This is a genomic window from Paenibacillus sp. FSL H3-0333, from assembly GCF_038002805.1.
Taxonomy (GTDB): Bacteria; Bacillota; Bacilli; order Paenibacillales; family Paenibacillaceae; genus Paenibacillus_AQ; species Paenibacillus_AQ silagei.
This window is the reverse complement of sequence record NZ_JBBODG010000001.1, coordinates 2,679,995-2,698,764: the sequence shown is the minus strand read 5'-3', so window position 1 is coordinate 2,698,764 and position 18,770 is coordinate 2,679,995. Positions and strand designations below refer to the sequence as shown.

14 protein-coding genes are annotated in these 18,770 nt (G+C 53.3%); 4 read left to right on the top strand and 10 right to left on the bottom strand.

Annotation, left to right across the window (positions count from 1 at the left end; genetic code table 11):
* Positions 1–72 precede the first annotated feature (72 nt).
* The 7 genes from MHH78_RS11920 to MHH78_RS11890 form a co-directional block, all read right to left on the bottom strand.
* Positions 73–4,767 (bottom strand): beta strand repeat-containing protein, encoded by a 4,695-nt coding sequence (locus MHH78_RS11920; RefSeq protein ID WP_341167520.1) that lies wholly within the window; start codon positions 4,765–4,767, stop codon positions 73–75.
* 159 nt (positions 4,768–4,926) lie between these two features.
* On the bottom strand, positions 4,927–5,946 hold the full coding sequence (locus MHH78_RS11915; RefSeq protein ID WP_341167519.1) for a collagen-like protein: 1,020 nt from the start codon (positions 5,944–5,946) through the stop codon (positions 4,927–4,929).
* A gap of 5 nt (positions 5,947–5,951) precedes the next feature.
* Positions 5,952–7,664 (bottom strand): glycosyltransferase, encoded by a 1,713-nt coding sequence (locus MHH78_RS11910; protein WP_076086291.1) that lies wholly within the window; start codon positions 7,662–7,664, stop codon positions 5,952–5,954.
* Between the two features lie 235 nt (positions 7,665–7,899).
* The gene (locus MHH78_RS11905; protein WP_076086294.1) at positions 7,900–8,931 is read right to left on the bottom strand and encodes a sugar phosphate nucleotidyltransferase; all 1,032 of its coding nucleotides are present in this window, start codon (positions 8,929–8,931) and stop codon (positions 7,900–7,902) included.
* A gap of 18 nt (positions 8,932–8,949) precedes the next feature.
* Positions 8,950–9,723, bottom strand: coding sequence for a glycosyltransferase family 2 protein (locus MHH78_RS11900; protein ID WP_076086297.1), 774 nt, complete (start codon positions 9,721–9,723; stop codon positions 8,950–8,952).
* Positions 9,724–9,737: 14 nt separating this feature from the next.
* A complete protein-coding gene (locus tag MHH78_RS11895) occupies positions 9,738–10,988 on the bottom strand; it encodes a glycosyltransferase family 2 protein (protein ID WP_076086300.1) in 1,251 nt (416 codons plus the stop codon).
* Positions 10,985–12,109: a glycosyltransferase gene (locus tag MHH78_RS11890; protein WP_083685800.1), complete on the bottom strand. Its 1,125-nt coding sequence runs from the start codon at positions 12,107–12,109 to the stop codon at positions 10,985–10,987. Before MHH78_RS11890 ends, MHH78_RS11895 begins: the two co-directional genes overlap by 4 nt.
* Positions 12,110–12,287: 178 nt before the next feature.
* Here MHH78_RS11890 and MHH78_RS11885 point away from each other — a divergent pair, with 178 nt between their 5' ends.
* The 3 genes from MHH78_RS11885 (at position 12,288) to MHH78_RS11875 (ending at position 16,441) form a co-directional block, all read left to right on the top strand.
* Entirely contained in the window at positions 12,288–13,484 is a 1,197-nt protein-coding gene (locus MHH78_RS11885; RefSeq protein WP_076086303.1) for a glycosyltransferase, read from the top strand.
* A 155-nt stretch (positions 13,485–13,639) separates the two neighbouring features.
* A complete protein-coding gene (locus MHH78_RS11880) occupies positions 13,640–15,823 on the top strand; it encodes a glycosyltransferase (RefSeq protein WP_076086306.1) in 2,184 nt (727 codons plus the stop codon).
* Positions 15,824–15,883: 60 nt separating this feature from the next.
* Complete coding sequence (locus MHH78_RS11875; protein ID WP_076086309.1) at positions 15,884–16,441, top strand: acyltransferase; 558 nt, start codon at positions 15,884–15,886, stop codon at positions 16,439–16,441.
* Between the two features lie 24 nt (positions 16,442–16,465).
* On the opposite strand, the gene MHH78_RS11870 is transcribed toward MHH78_RS11875, so the two are convergent.
* Both MHH78_RS11870 and MHH78_RS11865 read right to left on the bottom strand, forming a co-directional pair.
* Positions 16,466–17,125, bottom strand: coding sequence for a hypothetical protein (locus MHH78_RS11870; RefSeq protein ID WP_076086312.1), 660 nt, complete (start codon positions 17,123–17,125; stop codon positions 16,466–16,468).
* Positions 17,115–17,393: a hypothetical protein gene (locus tag MHH78_RS11865; protein ID WP_076086315.1), complete on the bottom strand. Its 279-nt coding sequence runs from the start codon at positions 17,391–17,393 to the stop codon at positions 17,115–17,117. Before MHH78_RS11865 ends, MHH78_RS11870 begins: the two co-directional genes overlap by 11 nt.
* A gap of 209 nt (positions 17,394–17,602) precedes the next feature.
* Here MHH78_RS11865 and MHH78_RS11860 point away from each other — a divergent pair, with 209 nt between their 5' ends.
* On the top strand, positions 17,603–17,959 hold the full coding sequence (locus MHH78_RS11860; RefSeq protein WP_143803910.1) for a hypothetical protein: 357 nt from the start codon (positions 17,603–17,605) through the stop codon (positions 17,957–17,959).
* A 231-nt stretch (positions 17,960–18,190) separates the two neighbouring features.
* Here the strand turns inward: MHH78_RS11860 and MHH78_RS11855 are convergent, their stop codons facing one another.
* Positions 18,191–18,589: a MerR family transcriptional regulator gene (locus MHH78_RS11855; RefSeq protein WP_076086321.1), complete on the bottom strand. Its 399-nt coding sequence runs from the start codon at positions 18,587–18,589 to the stop codon at positions 18,191–18,193.
* Positions 18,590–18,770 lie beyond the last annotated feature (181 nt).

Below are 18,770 nucleotides of genomic sequence, written 5' to 3'. Positions count from 1 at the left end.
GAGCTCCGGGTAAACCTTGACTCCCTTGAGGTCCTCTTGTTCCTGTAGAACCCGTAAGACCTGTCGATCCAGTTAGCCCTGTCGCTCCCGTTCTTCCCGTGAGACCCGTCGCTCCCGTTTCTCCCGCTCCGGTAAGTCCTGTCGCCCCGGTTTCTCCCGTGAGGCCTGTTGCTCCCGTTTCACCAGTAAGACCTGTTGCTCCCGTTTCTCCCGCTCCGGTAAGTCCTGTCGACCCGGTCTGACCTGTAAGACCCGTCGCTCCCGTTCCCCAGTGAGTCCCGTCGCTCCCGTTTCCCCAGTGAGCCCTGTCGCTCCCGTTTCTCCCGTGAGGCCTGTCGCCCCGGTTTCTCCCGTGAGCCCTGTCGCTCCCGTTTCGCCGGTGAGCCCTGTCGCTCCCGTTTCTCCCGTGAGGCCTGTTGCTCCCGTTTCTCCTGTGAGGCCTGCTGCTCCCGTTTCTCCCGTGAGGCCTGTTGCTCCCGTTGCTCCTGTGAGGCCTGTTGCTCCCGTTTCACCAGTAAGACCTGTTGCTCCCGTTTCTCCCGCTCCGGTAAGTCCTGTCGACCCGGTCTGACCTGTAAGACCCGTCGCTCCCGTTTCGCCAGTGAGTCCCGTCGCTCCCGTTTCTCCCGTGAGGCCTGTTGCTCCCGTTGCTCCCGTGAGTCCTGTCGCTCCCGTTTCTCCTGTCAGTCCTGTCGCCCCGGTTTCTCCCGTGAGACCCGTTGCTCCCGTTTCCCCAGTGAGCCCTGTCGCTCCCGTTTCTCCTGTCAGTCCTGTCGCCCCGGTTTCTCCCGTGAGACCCGTTGCTCCCGTTTCCCCAGTGAGCCCTGTCGCTCCCGTTTCTCCGGTGAGTCCTGTCGCTCCCGTTTCTCCTGTCAGTCCTGTCGCCCCGGTTTCTCCAGTGAGTCCGGTCGCCCCGGTTTCTCCCGTGAGGCCTGTTGCTCCCGTTTCGCCCGTGAGTCCTGTTGCTCCCGTTGCTCCCGTGAGTCCTGTTGCTCCTGTCTCTCCGGTAAGTCCTGTCGCCCCGGTTTCGCCGGTGAGCCCTGTCGCTCCGGTTTCTCCCGTGAGGCCTGTCGCCCCGGTTTCTCCCGTGAGGCCTGTTGCTCCCGTTTCCCCAGTGAGACCTGTCGCCCCGGTTTCGCCGGTGAGCCCTGTCGCTCCCGTTTCTCCCGTGAGTCCAGTCGCTCCCGTCTCTCCGGTAAGGCCAGTCGCCCCGGTTTCCCCAGTGAGACCTGTCGCCCCGGTTTCGCCGGTGAGCCCTGTCGCTCCCGTTTCTCCCGTGAGTCCAGTCGCTCCCGTCTCTCCGGTAAGGCCAGTCGCCCCGGTTTCTCCAGTGAGGCCTGTTGCTCCGGTTTCTCCCGTGAGGCCTGTTGCTCCCGTTGCTCCCGTGAGTCCTGTCGCTCCCGTTTCTCCCGTGAGGCCTGTTGCTCCCGTTTCCCCAGTAAGACCTGTCGCTCCCGTTTCCCCGGTGAGCCCTGTCGCTCCCGTTTCTCCCGTGAGTCCCGTTGCTCCCGTTGCTCCCGTGAGTCCTGTCGCTCCCGTTTCTCCTGTCAGTCCTGTCGCCCCGGTTTCTCCCGTGAGGCCTGTTGCTCCCGTTTCCCCAGTAAGACCTGTCGCTCCCGTTTCCCCGGTGAGCCCTGTCGCTCCCGTTTCTCCCGTGAGTCCCGTTGCTCCCGTTTCTCCGGTCAGTCCTGTCGCCCCGGTTTCTCCGGTAAGACCTGTTGCTCCCGTTTCTCCGGTGAGCCCTGTTACTCCCGTTTCTCCGGTAAGGCCTGTCGCCCCGGTTTCTCCGGTAAGGCCTGTTGCTCCCGTTTCTCCCGTGAGGCCTGTTGCTCCCGTTTCTCCCGTGAGGCCTGTTGCTCCCGTTGCTCCCGTGAGTCCTGTCGCTCCCGTTTCTCCCGTGAGTCCTGTCGCTCCCGTTTCTCCTGTCAGTCCTGTCGCCCCGGTTTCTCCCGTGAGACCCGTTGCTCCCGTTTCCCCAGTGAGCCCTGTCGCTCCCGTTTCTCCGGTGAGCCCTGTCGCTCCCGTTTCTCCGGTGAGTCCTGTCGCCCCGGTTTCTCCCGTGAGGCCTGTTGCTCCCGTTTCCCCAGTAAGACCTGTCGCTCCCGTTTCCCCGGTGAGCCCTGTCGCTCCCGTTTCTCCCGTGAGTCCCGTTGCTCCCGTTTCTCCGGTCAGTCCTGTCGCCCCGGTTTCTCCGGTAAGGCCTGTTGCTCCCGTTTCTCCGGTGAGCCCTGTTGCTCCCGTTTCTCCGGTAAGGCCTGTCGCCCCGGTTTCTCCGGTAAGGCCTGTTGCTCCCGTTTCTCCCGTGAGGCCTGTTGCTCCCGTTTCTCCCGTGAGGCCTGTTGCTCCCGTTGCTCCCGTGAGTCCTGTCGCTCCCGTTTCTCCTGTCAGTCCTGTCGCCCCGGTTTCTCCCGTGAGACCCGTTGCTCCCGTTTCCCCAGTGAGCCCTGTCGCTCCCGTTTCTCCGGTGAGTCCTGTCGCTCCCGTTTCTCCTGTCAGTCCTGTCGCCCCGGTTTCTCCCGTGAGACCCGTTGCTCCCGTTTCCCCAGTGAGCCCTGTCGCTCCCGTTTCTCCGGTGAGTCCTGTCGCTCCCGTTTCTCCTGTCAGTCCTGTCGCCCCGGTTTCTCCCGTGAGACCCGTTGCTCCCGTTTCCCCAGTGAGCCCTGTCGCTCCCGTTTCTCCGGTGAGTCCTGTCGCTCCCGTTTCTCCTGTCAGTCCTGTCGCCCCGGTTTCTCCAGTGAGTCCTGTCGCCCCGGTTTCTCCCGTGAGGCCTGTTGCTCCCGTTTCGCCCGTGAGTCCTGTTGCTCCCGTTGCTCCCGTGAGTCCTGTTGCTCCTGTCTCTCCGGTAAGTCCTGTCGCCCCGGTTTCGCCGGTGAGCCCTGTCGCTCCCGTTTCTCCCGTGAGTCCTGTGGCACCGGTTTCTCCCGTGAGTCCCGTTGCCCCGGTTTCTCCAGTGAGACCCGTTGCTCCCGTTTCCCCAGTGAGCCCTGTCGCTCCCGTTTCTCCGGTGAGTCCTGTCGCTCCCGTTTCTCCTGTCAGTCCTGTCGCCCCGGTTTCTCCCGTGAGGCCTGTTGCTCCCGTTTCCCCAGTAAGACCTGTCGCTCCCGTTTCCCCAGTGAGACCCGTTGCTCCCGTTTCCCCAGTGAGACCCGTTGCTCCCGTTTCTCCGGTGAGTCCTGTCGCTCCCGTTTCTCCCGTGAGGCCTGTTGCTCCGGTTTCTCCCGTGAGACCCGTTGCTCCGGTTTCACCAGTGAGTCCTGTCGCTCCCGTTTCTCCCGTGAGGCCCGTTGCCCCAGTTTCTCCCGTGAGGCCTGTTACTCCCGTTTCGCCCGTGAGGCCCGTCGATCCCGTTTCGCCCGTGAGGCCCGTCGCCCCGGTTTCTCCGGTCAGGCCTGTTGCCCCAGTCTCTCCCGTGAGTCCTGTCGCTCCCGTTTCACCGGTGAGTCCTGTCGCTCCCGTTTCTCCGGTCAGGCCTGTCGCTCCCGTGTCCCCGGTGAGTCCTGTCGCTCCCGTTTCGCCCGTGAGTCCTGTCGCCCCGGTTTCTCCCGTGAGTCCCGTTGCCCCAGTTTCCCCAGTGAGTCCTGTTGCTCCCGTTTCTCCGGTGAGCCCTGTTGCTCCCGTTTCTCCGGTAAGGCCTGTCGCCCCGGTTTCTCCGGTAAGGCCTGTTGCTCCCGTTTCTCCCGTGAGGCCTGTTGCTCCGGTTTCTCCCGTGAGGCCTGTTGCTCCCGTTTCGCCCGTGAGTCCTGTCGCTCCCGTTTCTCCTGTCAGTCCTGTCGCCCCGGTTTCTCCCGTTTCCCCAGTGAGTCCTGTCGCTCCCGTTTCACCAGTAAGTCCTGTCGCTCCCGTGTCCCCCGTGAGGCCCGTCGCTCCCGTTTCGCCCGTGAGACCCGTTGCCCCAGTCTCTCCCGTGAGTCCTGTCGCTCCCGTTTCTCCTGTCAGTCCTGTCGCCCCGGTTTCTCCCGTGAGACCCGTTGCTCCCGTTTCCCCAGTGAGTCCTGTCGCTCCCGTTTCCCCCGTGAGTCCCGTCGCTCCCGTTTCGCCCGTGAGACCCGTTGCCCCAGTCTCTCCCGTGAGGCCCGTCGATCCCGTTTCGCCCGTGAGGCCCGTCGCCCCGGTTTCTCCGGTCAGGCCTGTTGCCCCAGTCTCTCCCGTGAGGCCTGTCGCTCCGGTTTCACCAGTGAGTCCTGTTGCCCCAGTCTCACCGGTGAGGCCTGTTGCTCCGGTCTCCCCGGTGAGGCCTGTCACACCGGTTTCTCCCGTGAGGCCTGTTACTCCCGTTTCTCCAGTCAGTCCTGTCGCTCCCGTCTCCCCGGTCAGTCCTGTCGCTCCCGTTTCTCCCGCTCCGGTAAGTCCTGTCGCCCCGGTTTCTCCCGTGAGTCCCGTTGCTCCCGTCTCCCCGGTAAGTCCCGTAGCCCCGGTCTCTCCGGTAAGTCCCGTAGCACTTAATCCTGTAGCTCCACCCGCTCCTGTTTCACCCGTAGCACCTGTCATACCTGTCACACCGGTCATACCGGTCACACCTGTTACTCCTGTCACACCCGTCATACCTGTCATACCTGTCATACCTGTTAGACCTGTTACCCCTGTTACCCCTGTTACACCGGTCACTCCCGTGACACCAGTACGTCCAGTTAGACCTGTTCGACCCGTCGCCCCGCAAGCCCCTCTGGTAGCTATACCTGGATTTCCTTGCACCCCTGTAGTTCCAGTTGGTCCTGCCGGGCCGGTTGTACCCGTAGGACCTGTGAAGCCGGTTACTCCTGTACTCATGCGTTATCAACTCCTCGCTGTTCTAAGCTAGCAGGTCTACCCTTCTTCCTAGAAACCTTTCTTTGTTTCTAAGTTATTAAGAAACGAATGCAACATTCCTTTGATAAGGAAGGCATTCGTTTCCGAGGCTAATCATAAAGAAATATTTGATTCTGAAAATTAATTCAGAGCAAAAACATTAACAGAGGTGTTATAGAATCCATAAGGAACATTCTGGATATCTGAAGAGGCATAGGTACCAGCTAGAGGTAACACAACCCTCACTAACATATCTTCGTTCGTAGCATTTAGAATTCGTGAGATAGATACTGGAACAACTGGTCTAGCGGTAGTACTGACTGCCCCAGAAAAGAAAATCGAACCATCATCCCTTACGTAACTATTGCTAGAACTATCATAAATCGCCAATGCAAGACCCGGCGCAGTTCCTGGTGGAAAATTCACCGCTGCTTGACATGTGAAGTAGTAGAAATGCCCTCCTGGTAATCTAAAAGTAGTTCCGTCGTCAATCAATTCTATTCCGGAAACAGACTCACTTTCCATAAAGCCGTAGAGAGGCCCATTATCCCCGGTTGGTGTTGTATCACCGCCAATAAAGGTTCCAAAAATAAGTGAGATCGAACCAGTGGCTCCCGTATCTCCTTTTAACCCCGTCATTCCTGTATACCCAGTCATTCCCGTATATCCCGTATATCCCGTATATCCGGTAAATCCTGTCGCTCCTGTATGCCCCGTCATCCCCGTATTTCCTGTTAATCCTGTTGTTCCCGCTCCGGTAAATCCTGTCGCTCCTGTATGTCCTGTCATCCCCGTATTTCCTGTTAATCCTGTTGTTCCCGCTCCGGTAAATCCTGTCGCTCCCGTGTGTCCCGTGAAGCCCGTTGCCCCCGTTGTTCCCGCTCCGGTAAATCCTGTCGCTCCCGTGTGTCCCGTGAAGCCTGTTGCCCCCGTTGTTCCCGCCCCGGTAAATCCTGTTGCTCCTGTATGTCCCGTCGCTCCTGTAAATCCTGTCGTTCCCGTATGTCCTGTGAAGCCCGTTGCCCCTGTATCACCATCATAACCACGCGGACCGGGTGCTCCGACACTACCTCTCCCCGGCGCCCCTGTTGTTCCTGTAGGCCCCGTTGGTCCAGTAAATCCGATATTCATATCCTTTTTTCCCCTTTCACCAAACAACATGATTTTTAATTTCCGTCTTGTCCGGATGGCCTGCGATTCATTAAAGTAACGGGGCTGTTCCTATTCATACTTCCAGGTACAGCGACAAGCTCTCCACTGATTGGATTACAGCCCAGTACTGTCTCACGGTGGGCCAGACGATTCCTCTGAACCATCCAGAGTTTCTGGTCTATTTTTTCTTCCTGCATGCATAGATTAAGAGAAATCATAGTTTTCTGACTTACTAACGATTCTTTTAGACTTCCGAGTGCGTCCAGATCCTCTCCACTAAGTTCATCATAAGGGTTCAACCACAGCACATAAGGAGTTGTGAGAATTTGCTGTATAGTCTTCCAGAGCTGAAACAGATCTCCGCTGGCGGGGAAATGAAGTACCTGTGCTTGTAGTTCATCGGCAAGCTGCTTGCCTTCTTCCCCCATATCTGCATCGATAATGATCCATTCATCCCCAAGCGACCCCCATTTCTCAGCCCATTTGTACAGAGCGGGGTACGAACCCTCTTCCCTGCTAAGCAACACTGCTATGCACCATGCATTCTCCGGAGTTGCACTTGAACGAAGGAGGGGGGGACGGTGAGTTGGTAAGGGGGGGCGGCGGTTGACTGCAGGAAGCCATTCAGCCGCTTTGACATCTTGATTCAGATTCGATAGCTTAACCGCAGCTTCCCCGAATCCAGGCGAGTACTCCAGCGCTCTGCGATACCAAGCTTTGGCATCATCAAGTTTTCCGAGCATTTCATAGCAATCACCGAGATAATAGCAGGGGTAGAAGGTTCCCGCACCTGTGAGAACCATATAATGAAGAGCATTCTCCCCAAGAGTAAGACAATGCTCGAAAGCGGAGATTGCAGCCTCCACTTGCCCGATATTCATCAGAATGCATCCTTTATTGAGATGCAGATCCACATAATCCGGGTAGAGGCCGATGGCTTTGTCAATGCCGGGCCAGCCTTCCCTGAAGCTGCCCAGCGCCAGCAGACAGCCATATTTAAGCTTGTAAAAGAGCGAGGGTGGCAGCTTCTTCTCGCCAAGCGAGGCGGCTATGGCCAGATTGACCTGCCTGAAGGCATTCGCATATTCCCCAATCCGTTGATATTCACTCGCTATATGATAAAGACTCCACGGATCGGGATTCGGGTTATCTGCAGTGGATTGCTGGAGCAGCTTCAGATTGCGTTCATGTTTGGACTTAAGTGAGGTCACGGACTGCAGGTAGCCGTAATGGAATAGCCGGACCGGAAGCGGGAACGGAGTATCTATGTCCTCTCCGTCATGTCGCCCGGATAAGCTTAACTGTTCATGGATGCCGCCAGTGAAATGGAACCCTTCTCCATTGCGGAATAGACGGCACTGATTCAGCCGGTAAGCTTCATTCGGCTCGGGCCGGAATACACTACTGAAATGGACCGTTTCGAGAGAAGCCAGCTTACTGTTCCCGATGCTGCTTACCTGCCTCAACTTCGGGGCTTCAGCAAGGGCAATTTCTTCATCGGCATCCATCCACATCACCCATTTCCCTGTCGCATGGCGGAGGCTGTAATTGCGGGCCTCTGCGAAGCTCTCCGGCCAGGGGAATTGGAGAACCTTCGCGCCGAGACTATGGGCAATGTCCATCGTTCTGTCACCGGAACCTGTATCCACGACAATAATTTCGTCCACAGCCTCCTGTACACTCAGCAGACTGCGCGCAATCCACGGCTCTTCATCTTTGACGATCATACACAAAGAGATTAGAGGGACGGTCGCCTTCGTTACTGTCTGTCATGCTGGAGCTGCCTCCTTTCCATAATGGATTTACCGGACTGTGCGGACGGACCGGACAGGATGATATGGATGCCAATTGACATCACCTCTCTACCTTATGACAGTTCCCGCCCGCATAGAACATTGTCGGATAAAGTCGGACAGCCTTGTGTATATCTTTAGACAGCAGGTATCAGTCGCTACGAAGCGTCTATTTCCTGGTCTCAGTATCGGGTGTAGGGAGCAGATGCTTCAGATGATCCGCAGCGTCTTTATGGGAAACGAGGATCCCCGCTGGACCTGCTGCAACAATTACATCGTCCAGTCCCACAAGCATCACCGGAATATCCAGCTCATTGACAATCTGACAATTTAGTGAATCTGCGCTGATCTGGCCCCATCCCAGAACTGAGGAAGCTAATTCTTCAGATAGAGTATTCCAGGTCCCCAGATCCTTCCAGTTATCCAGATAGGGTACACAGATAAGACGGCTGTTCCCCTCCAATACCTCAATATCGAAGCTACTCTTGGGAAGGCATTGATACTTCTTCAGTAATTCCGCGTAATCTGTCGGGATGTCAACTGTCTCCAGCCGCTTCAGCAGATCACAAAGGCGAAAGGCAAAGATGCCACAATTCCACATCGCTTGCTGTGCCATTAGGGTCTCAGCCGCCTTACGATCCGGCTTCTCCACGAAACACTCCACATGCACATATGCTTGATTCTCCTGATTGCTTGTAGAAGAGACTGGAGAAATGGCCGGAACAATATATCCGTATTTCTCTGACGGTTCACTTGGCCTTGCCCCAAGTAAGGCAATTTCTGCACCCGAGTGACGGAGGGCATGATCTAATTCAGCCAGCTTGAAGAAGAAATCGTCGTTCACATAAGCATCCACCGGCAAGACGATAACCGTCTCCTCCGGGGAAATCTTCTCCACGGAATATAAATAAGCCGAAGCAAGGCTTACTGCCGGAAATGTATCTCTGCGCCGCGGCTCCATAATGATAGGCGGCGTTGAACCAAGCTGCTTCCGGATCAATGACTCTTGTCCGCTTGACGTTGCGATGTACACTTCATGGTTAAGACCCGCAGCCGACAACTGCCGCCAAACCCGCTGCAGCATAGATTCCCGGCCTCCGCCAGGAGCGGGCAGCACTTGAAGGAACTGCTTACTCCTGATACTGCTGGAGAGCGGCCACAAGCGTGTGCCGGACCCGCCGGATAGAAGTACCAGCTTCATGGTTCCACCCCCGTTCTCCTATTCAAAATTATCTGCTGTAATTCCAATTCCGAGAATTTGCTCTTCCGTGTCACAGAAGGTCAGACTTCCATAGACTTTGCGATTATCCAGATATTGCGGCACCCCTGCTTTTCTCAAGCCGTGGCTAACAATGACATATTCATGCCGGCCGCTGCCGTCTTCATACTGGACATGCTCCAGAATCTCACGGCGCATCAGATAGGTGCAATGAATAACATCGACCTCAATGAGTCCCTTTATATGCTGGAATAAATACTCCAGATAGAAAGGGGATGATCCGTAATACCCATAGTCATCTGTTTTATCATGGAAATTGGAATAATAACTCAAAGGCGTCTCAGCCAACTTGAGCAGAGGACCAACTACCGGCAGATGGGTAGAGAGCAGGCTCTCCAGCGTATCGGAAATGATGAAATTATCGCAATCCGGCACAAAATAATGGGAATCTCTCGCCTTGGCCCATTCAATGGACTCCTGCCGTATCTTTGCTATCACCCTAAGGCGAAGATCATTCCATTCATGTGGAGTGAAGTCTTGTACAGATTCTTCCACATCGCTTGCATTGAAATACACCTCATGATATCTTTCACCTACCCGCTCTACCCATTCTTCGAGAATTTCCTTGGTACGGTCATTATTGTTGTTTGTACGGATATACAGATTGATCCGGGAAGCCGGGTAGGTCTGTTTCTCAATCAGTTTAAGATAGAGCGGCAGCACATGTGCCTTGTCCTTCGCCAATATCGCAATAGTAACCAAATCCTGTTCCATAACTAACCTCCGATTCAAAGTGGTTTGGCAGTCTCACGGTCCGCATGCTCAATGTCTATGAACCGGCTGATGGTAGCTCCGCTGGAATATCCAAAAAATGGATTCTTCCTTGGCTGTTCGATATCTTTCGGGTAAATTTTCTCCCCGGACTGCCTGATCATATAACGTACACCGTCCGCACAGTTGAGAGAAATTACATGGTATTGGTGGAATAAAGAACGCTTGAGCCCAGCAAATCTCCGGCGTTCTTCCGTATTTAGGACATCGCCTTCCTGGAGCCAGAGAATATAAGGCTCTACCGCCATATGACTGATCCATTCCAAGCACATCTGCTCACTTATCTCCCCCTTCACGCAATAGATGTACTGGGTATAACGGGCAACTGTACGTGCAATGTCTTCATTTCCCGATGGATCTAGTACAATCATCTGCTCTGCCACATCTACAAATGAATCTAGTGTCTTCTCCAGTGCAGATTCATTGCCGGATGCAATAATACCCACACACAGACGTACGGGAGGAGCATAGATCAAAGAGTGAATGTCCGCTCCCCATTTCTGAAAGGCTCTTGTCTTATTCTGTTGTAGGAGCGTAGTAAGATCAAAGGAAGGATTCTGTCCCATACTGGCATGACCGATATGGTGGATGAACGAGTCTTCTGCGATGAGCAGCTTGTAGCCATGCTGAAGCGCCCGGAGACACAGATCATCATCTTCGTAATTTCCAAGGCCATAACGTTCGTCGAACAAGCCGATTTCATCCAAGACGCTGCGTTTGACCATCAGACAGAAGCCAATCAGACGGTCAACCTCCTTCACGAGCCCGCGTTTGCTCTCACAGTACTCCTGCGCAAAATTCTCCATATCCTTCAAATCACTGTAGGTCACTGGAATACGCTGATGTCCGCTAATGTAATTCGTCACGGGTCCCGACATGCCTACAGTACTGTCACTGTGCAATGCATCAAGCATGGGTGCCAGCCAGCCGGGTGGAACTACAGTGTCATTGTTCAGGAATAATATCGACTCTCCTTGCGCTGCCTGAACTCCCTGGTTACAGCCTTTAGCAAACCCGAGATTCTTCTTGTTCTCAATTAATTTCATCTCTGGATAATGATGCTTCAGGAAATTCACGGTTCCATCACTTGAAGCATTATCGACAATAATAATCTCATGTTCCTCAGGAGTTCCGCGCTTAATACTCTCTAGACATTGAACCGTTAACTGAAGCTGGTTAAGTGTGAGAATAATGATACTTGTCTTCATCGGGTCAACTCCTTTCGTTCTTCAAGCACTGGTCTGTCTATTTCCACATGCCTGTTCCCCAGCAGGTTCCGGTAGTAATCCCGGTTATATTGGACACTGTAATGATTCGGGTATTGCGCATGTGCAATCTCATTGCAAAAGTCAGCGTAACTGGTCTGACCCAGCTTGTCGTAGCAGACGCAACGCTGCAAGTTGGACAGCCATGAACCTGCAGCTTCCTCATCCGTTCCCGGGTCACTTCTCGTTGGCAGGGACACCGCAAGCTCGAACCAGTAAGCAGCCTGTTCATATTGCTGTAAATCCATGAAATAGAACCCTATTTTGCTGCAAGCATCCGGGCGAGGGGGGCCATACTCGAAGGTGCGGCACAGCGACAATAACTGCTCTTCTTTCTGCCCCAGCGCACCGTAGCTGTCCGCAAGGCGCATGCAAGCTTGAATATTATCCTCTATCCAACCGTCACCGCGGGACAGGAAGATCTGATAATTCTCAAGAGCCTCTTGATAATAACCATGATCGTAGAGCTCATGGGCGAAATAAATCTGGTCTCTTGGGGTGAATTCTTCACCCTTAGCTTGCATCTTTCGGTAAATCAGCAAATTTCGTTCTGTAAATTCTTTATCTTTCTTGTGAGTGATGCAGACGTCGCTCTCAAACGTTGGCGGTGTAACTTCAACAAATTCATGTACGGCGCCACTCCACTGAAACTGGCAATCACGTCTGAACAACCGATTTCTCCTCAAGCTTGCCGTCGGCTTCCCTTCGTCATCGGTGGATAGAATATAGGCCATGCTAACCGAATGATATTCGGAAGACAAAGTGGCCTTTAAGGCCTTTAAGCGTTCGTGGTCGGTTTCTTCAATGACATCGTCCGCATCGAGCCACATAATATACTCGCAGGTCGCTTTACTGAATGAATAATTACGTGCTGCTGCGAAGTCCTGGATCCACTCATAATCATAGATATTTGCCCCGAAGCTGGCCGCTATTGTTTTGGTGCGATCAGTCGAGCCAGTATCTACAATAACTAACTCATCCACAAGGTCCGCGACTGATGACAGGCATCGCCCCAGACTCTGCTCTTCATTGCGTACAATCATGCATAGACTGATGGTCGGCAACTCTTCTCCTCCCTCTTGCAGATTCTGAAAATTCGGATTTAACGGATTTCTCGTATATGTATATGCCAGCCCTGGCGGATCATTCGACCGGATTTACTTGCATGATTCCTGTTCCGGTTCATAAGCTAGTACAGAGTCTTCACACTGTGTGTATTCCATCTGATACAAGGAGGAAGATATGGATACTATCCCCCCCTCGCTCTATTATCGTCTCTATGCTTACGGAACAGGCTGTAGGATAGCCTCAGACGGTGTGTTATCTTTGCCGGAACAGACGGCTTTCGGTGCAGGCGTGCTGGTACGGGAGGGCTACCGGTGGAATATCCCTTCTCCGGCCATGAATGGCTCTCCCCGAATCATGATCGGGGACCGTTGCGAATGCAACCGGTTCCTGACCATTACTGCAACCGGCAAGGTGGTACTGAAGGCAGATGTAATAACAGGCCCCCATGTGTTTATAACTGACGCCAGACAAGTATGGGATAAGAAGAGCAGCAGCGCTTCTACAGTAGTGATCGGTGAAGGCTCCTGGATCGGAGCACATTCCTCCATCTTGGGCAATGTGAAGATTGGTAAAGGCTGCGTGGTAGGAGCAGGGAGTGTTATTATGCGGGATGTACCGGATTACTGCGTGGTCGCCGGCAACCCAGCCGAATTTCGCCGGATCTACGAGCCGACAAGCGGCGAATGGATCAGGGTACACAGTGAGGGGGAAGCCCGGGAGGTATTGGAGCGCAGGAGCAAGGAACCGCTGCTATCCATTTGCTTACCGGTACACAATCAGGCCGGCGAGCTGCGGCGAGCTCTGGAATCGATCTATACACAGACCGATGATGCCGGAATAATCGAAGTCTGTGTTCTGGACGATGCCTCGGCAGATGAGACTGAGGAAGTGGCGCGCCACTATGAAGATCATCACCACAGCTTCCGCTACCTTCGCAATCCGGCACATGCAGGAGAAGGTCTCCTTAACATTCAGGCGGCGGATATGGCGCGCGGGAAATTTATAATGGTGCATGAGCCTGGAATCTCCTTCCTTAATGGCTCTCTCAATCGTTTTCTGAATGTGCTTCACACTCATCCTGAGTGTGCTATCGTGTTGATTCAGCCCGAGCTTATCCACCGCTCCCCGCAGACAGAACGGCTGGAGGGATTATCCGAGTTTGTCAGACATGCTGCAACAGGCGCTTCTCCGCCTCTTCCGCTTGTTCTAAACAGACGGGAATGGGAGCGGACTGCCGATTTGGTGCAAGCGGGGAATTTTGTCAACCCGTGGGTGTCCCGACAATATGCACTACTGCAATCCAATCCGCATTTCTGCCTTTGTCGCTATAAAATGACTGATCCACCAATCCATTTGCAGCAGATATTATAAGTACCTTTGACAAATTCCATTGATGTTTGGGCATTGTCTGAATATACATAGACTATGCCCGGACAGATGGCAAAACCGAAAGCCTCGGGTCCACAAAGTCCAGTAAATAAGGAAGATGCCGGACCTGGAGGGTTAAAAGAGAGGGATCGAGCGACATGGATGACTGTAAAATAAGTTTCATTATTTGTGTAAACGACGAGGGGCTGGCCCAACGCAGCGAACTGAATCTGAAGCAATTAATCATCCCGGACGGATATGAAGCAGATATTCAAATGGTGAGGGGAGCCGTAAGCCTGACAGCAGGCTACGATGAGGCTATGCGCCAATCGGATGCCAAATACAAGGTGTATATTCATCAGGACGTCCATATCCTTAACCCCCACTTTATTGCAGACATCGTACGCCTGTTCACCGATCATCCGTCTTTAGGTATTCTTGGAGTCGTAGGTGCTAAAGTACTTCCGTCTTCCGGCACCTGGTGGGAGGCCCCACACAAATATGGCAAAGTGGTTGAGAGCCATACGGGTATGCTCAAGCCCATGGAATTTCTGCAGCCGGCGGGAGATTATGAAAGTGTGGAGAGTCTCGACGGACTGATGCTGGTCACGCAATATGATATCCCTTGGCGTAAAGACTGGTTTGACGGATGGCATTTCTATGATATTTCGCAATGCCAGGAGTTTCTCGCAAACGGTTATGAAGTAGGCATACCCAAGCAGCATCTTTCCTGGTGTCTGCATGACTGCGGTATTCCGAATACGGCCAACGGTTTCGCTGAAGCCAAGCAGGTCTTTCTGGAACGTTATGGCTATGGCCAAAGCTATGGACCGCACCAGTTCCACCGGCTGGGCAGCGGATGCGACATCCATTCCACATGCGATTTATTTGGTACGCAGGGCATAGCTCTGGGCAATGAAATCAAACTGCAGGCTGAGTGCTGGATGATGCTGCCTTACAACAACTACATCGGTGAGCCGCGGATCGTGATCGGCTCCGGAAGTGATATCGGACGCAGGTGCTGCCTGTCTGCGGTCAACCGTATCGAAATTGGTTCCCAGGTAATCATCTCGCCGGGTGTCCATATCTCGGACCACAACCTCGCCTATCAGAACCCTGATCTTCCCATCATGCAACAGGGCGTGGATTCCTGGAGCCACACCGTAACCATTGGCTCCGGAAGTTGGATCGGCATGAATGCCGTGATAACAGGACAAGTGTCCATCGGCAGAAACTGTGTCATTGGTGCAGGCGCGGTCGTGGTATCCGGCACGGTGATTCCCGATTACTGCGTGGCGGTCGGTGCTCCGGCCCGGGTAATCAAACAATATGATCCTATGATCAGGAAATGGAGAAGGGTCGGTGTACTCTCCGGTGAAATAGAGCATTTGCCAGTGTTGGAAGATGTTGTGCCTACAATAGAAGATACCCTGCCTTCAGAAATTCACAGCAAGCCCCTCCTCTTCAGCATTTGCATTCCAACCTATAACCGCGAAGAGGAGCTTGATGTCTGCTTGAACAGTATTTACAGCCAGAACGCCAGAATGGAAGACTTCGAGGTGATCGTCTCGGACAATGCCTCCACAGATCGCACTGAGGAACTCGTCCGAAAGTATCAATTAGGTTACCCCAACCTCCGCTACTACCGCAACGAACATAACGAAGGCGCGGACTACAATTTCCTGAAATGTGCCGGCTATGCCCGCGGTGAATTCATCAAGCTGCACGGTGACGATGATTACTGGCTGCCGGGCTCTCTTGAGGCTTTGTACAGTGTTATAGAACAAAACAAAGACTGCAGCCTAATCTTCCTGGATATACTTCAGAACACCGGACGGGTCGATCGGGGGGCTGGCATAAGCAATTATGTAAGGCATGTCTCTATCTACAGCACATTTGTATCCGGAATCACCATGCGCAGGAAGGAATTTGAACAGATTCCCACGCCAGAGCTTTTCATTGGCTCCAATCTTATCCAGGTCTATCTGGAGTTCTCCATTCTCGGTATCACACCGGATTATTGCGTCTATCGCCGCAAGCTGCTGACGAGCAGCGGCAAGATAACCGGCGGATACAGCTTCGCCCAGACGTTCATTCATTCTTATTTGAATATTCTAAATTACTTCTTGGATAAAGGATTGAGTGAAGCCGCGCTTGCGGCCGAGAAAAAACATATTGCCTACTCCTTTCTGCTCTGGTGGTACAACTATTTACTGGAGAACAACCTCCAGCAACTGCAACCCGCAGATTTCGAAGAGGTCTTAGTCGAGGCCTACCGCAACGAGTCATACTTTGAGGATCTCCATACACATATCAAAACGATTCAGGCCAGACACCAGTAAATCTGCAACGCTGGGCGGGTCTGAAGATGGCTCGCCCAATTAATGAAAGGTGGATTGTGGATGGACTTCATCAGCGAGGATTTTCAAAATCGTTTTTACCAATATGGTCCCGGCAGCCTGATCGTACAAAAAACCGATATCAACTGTCCGGAGAAAGTCGCTATCGGCAGCAAAGTGCATATCCTTGAGAACAGTTGGTTCACCGTGATACACCCCGGTCAAGGGGAGCCACCCGCCATCACCATTGGAGACGGCTGTTATTGCAGCCGCAATCTGATTATCGCCGCTGCGAACAGCGTTGTGCTTGAAGAGAATGTCATCATCGGACCTGATGTCTATATCTCCGATACCAACCATCAGTACAGCCAGGTCGGCGTTCCTATACGCGACCAGTGGATCACCTCCAGCAGCCAACGCGTACGGATCGGTGCCACAAGTGAGATCGGTGCCCACTGCGTCATTGTGGGCAACGTCAGTATCGGTCAAGGATGCAGAATCACACCCAACAGTGTAGTGACCAGAGATTTGCCGGATTTCTGCATTGCGGCGGGAAATCCCGCCAGAATTGTGGATAGTTATGACCCGGAAGCCGGAGTATGGCAGCTTCCCGGCAGATGACAACGTCCGGCGGACCGGCATACTCTAGAAGGAACGCTTCAGGTTGGACGAGGTTATAATTCCTGAATATTCTACGGGTTCACTTGCCTTCAGGTTTGTTGTCTTCTTCGGCGGCTGTGACTTCAGCTCGAGCTTCGGCTTCGGCAACTGCAGCTCGAGCTTCGGCTTCGGCGGCTGCGACTCCAGCTTTTTCTTCGGCGACTGCGGCTCCTGCTTAGGCTTTATCACCTTCGGCTCAGGCACACTCGGCTGCCGCAGCGACCTTGTACGTTCTCCTGTTGCGCGCACGTGTTCCGTCCTGCTTCTCTTCGCGCTGGAAGTGCGTTTGCGCTTAACCTGCGGAGAGCGCTTCTGTATGAACCGGCCTGCCTTACGCTGGGCAAAGGCAGGCTTACGCATGGATACAAATGGAGCAGCGGCGGGACGTACGGCGTTCTGGACGGCGCTCTTAATGAATGCCGCAACCTCTTCTTCGGGCTCATTCCATTCCTTCTCCGGCTCCTGACCGGATGTCTGAACCTTGTCAAGCAGCCTGCGGGTCTCCTGCATAAACAGCGCCAGTTCCTCATCTGCATTGACTGAGAGGCGCAGGCAGGCGTGCTTCAGCTGCTCCATTTGTCCCATGGTTTTATGGATCGCGTTCACCAGCAGTTCATCCTCCGATTTCCGGGATTCAGTATTCATAATCATTCACCTCTCCCAGCAGGCGCCTGCTGGTATCCAGTGTCCTGCAGATCATGGCCTGCTTCTGCGCCAAGGCTAGGATGACTCTGGCTACCGCCTCCCGCAGAGCGCTGAGATTCTCTATATTCGATTCTGTCCACAAGCTTCCTTCGGCGGCCATCATATATTCAAGCTTGCGGATTTCAGCCGCGATCAAAGCTGAGACCGCCTCCTCTTCCAGTGCCGCAGCCAGAATAATCGCTTTGATCAACTGTTCACGCTTCTGCATCGCTTGTTCACCTCCGCCGCTTAGCATCATTTCTATACCATTATATATATGTGCTTTTGAGTTGTCCCTATCACCATTAGTCCAAGGTATATCGGATTTGACGGATTTCAAAGAATAACAGGAATAGGACAATCTGTGCCTGAAGTATACATAGCTATGACCGGACAATTAAGCGCAATGCAACCTTTCACGTTTTGGAGGAGATCTGCATGTCAATGCCCCACATTCCCAATATAACCCCTGATATCTCGCTTACGCGGGAGGAAAGCATCTCTCTCCTGCTTACCTCTATCGCTATCAACGAGATGTCATTGTCTCACATCATCAATGCAGAAGCGGAAGCTATGCAGGCCTTCGTACTATCCAATCCCGGAAATATGAACTTCCGCAATATGATCCAGTTAAATAATACAACTGCCAGATTGTTGGAAGAGATCACCAAGGGCCAATGGCTGAGTCTAAGCAAGATGGACCGGATTCTGCGCCTGCTCAGCGACTCTGGTGCCTTGTCGGAAAAATTGCTGGAAGAAGAGCTTGAAATAGACATTGAAGAGGAGGAAGAATAACGGGTCTCCGTCAATTCTTCAGCCAGCTCGTAACAATATACTGAGGGTTGCGGCGCAACAGCGGAACACCCGATGCTAAGAACAGGCGGCTGACCCGCTTTCTGCCTGTTCCGGGGACTGGAGCCCTCAGTCTTGGTGTATACTCGAACCGACAGGCACGCTGGTGCCTAGAGAGGGACAAGCCTTAATCACAGAATTAGCAGCTCAAGGAATTCTCCAGGACTTGTGTAGCTATTGCACCTTCCAGTGATTCAGATGATCCGCAATTCGGACAAGCTCACTCGCAAGGGACGATAGAGAGGCGACAAGCTGCTGCTGCCTGTCAGGCTGTGGAGACTCGGCAGCGTCGATTTCCGTTTGCTCTATAGCGGGTGCTTCTTGTTCTCCCTTGCCGTACATCGGGAATCCTTCCTCAATCAGCAGACGCACAATGGTGCTTAGATGATAACGCTCCATTCGCAGCTCACTGATCCGTTTTAGCAGTTTCAGAGTTTCATAGGGATAGAGCACCTGGTCTCCCTGACGGGTTCCCGGCACAAAATAAGAGAAATACTCCAACCATCTCTTCACTGTAGTGGGGGGCAATTTCGATAAATTGATCATTTCCAGTTGCGTGTAGTGGCGTACCATATAACATCTCTCCTCTATTAAGTGGATAAATGGACTTATTTACTTTAATGGTATTCATGTGCCTCAAAATAAATGTGTAAAAATACCTATTTGTGTGATTCTTACCCCAAAAAAAGAAAGACAGGCCCCGTTCCGAAGAACGTTGCCTGTCTGTTGTACTGCTTCCGGGCAGCGGATGCTG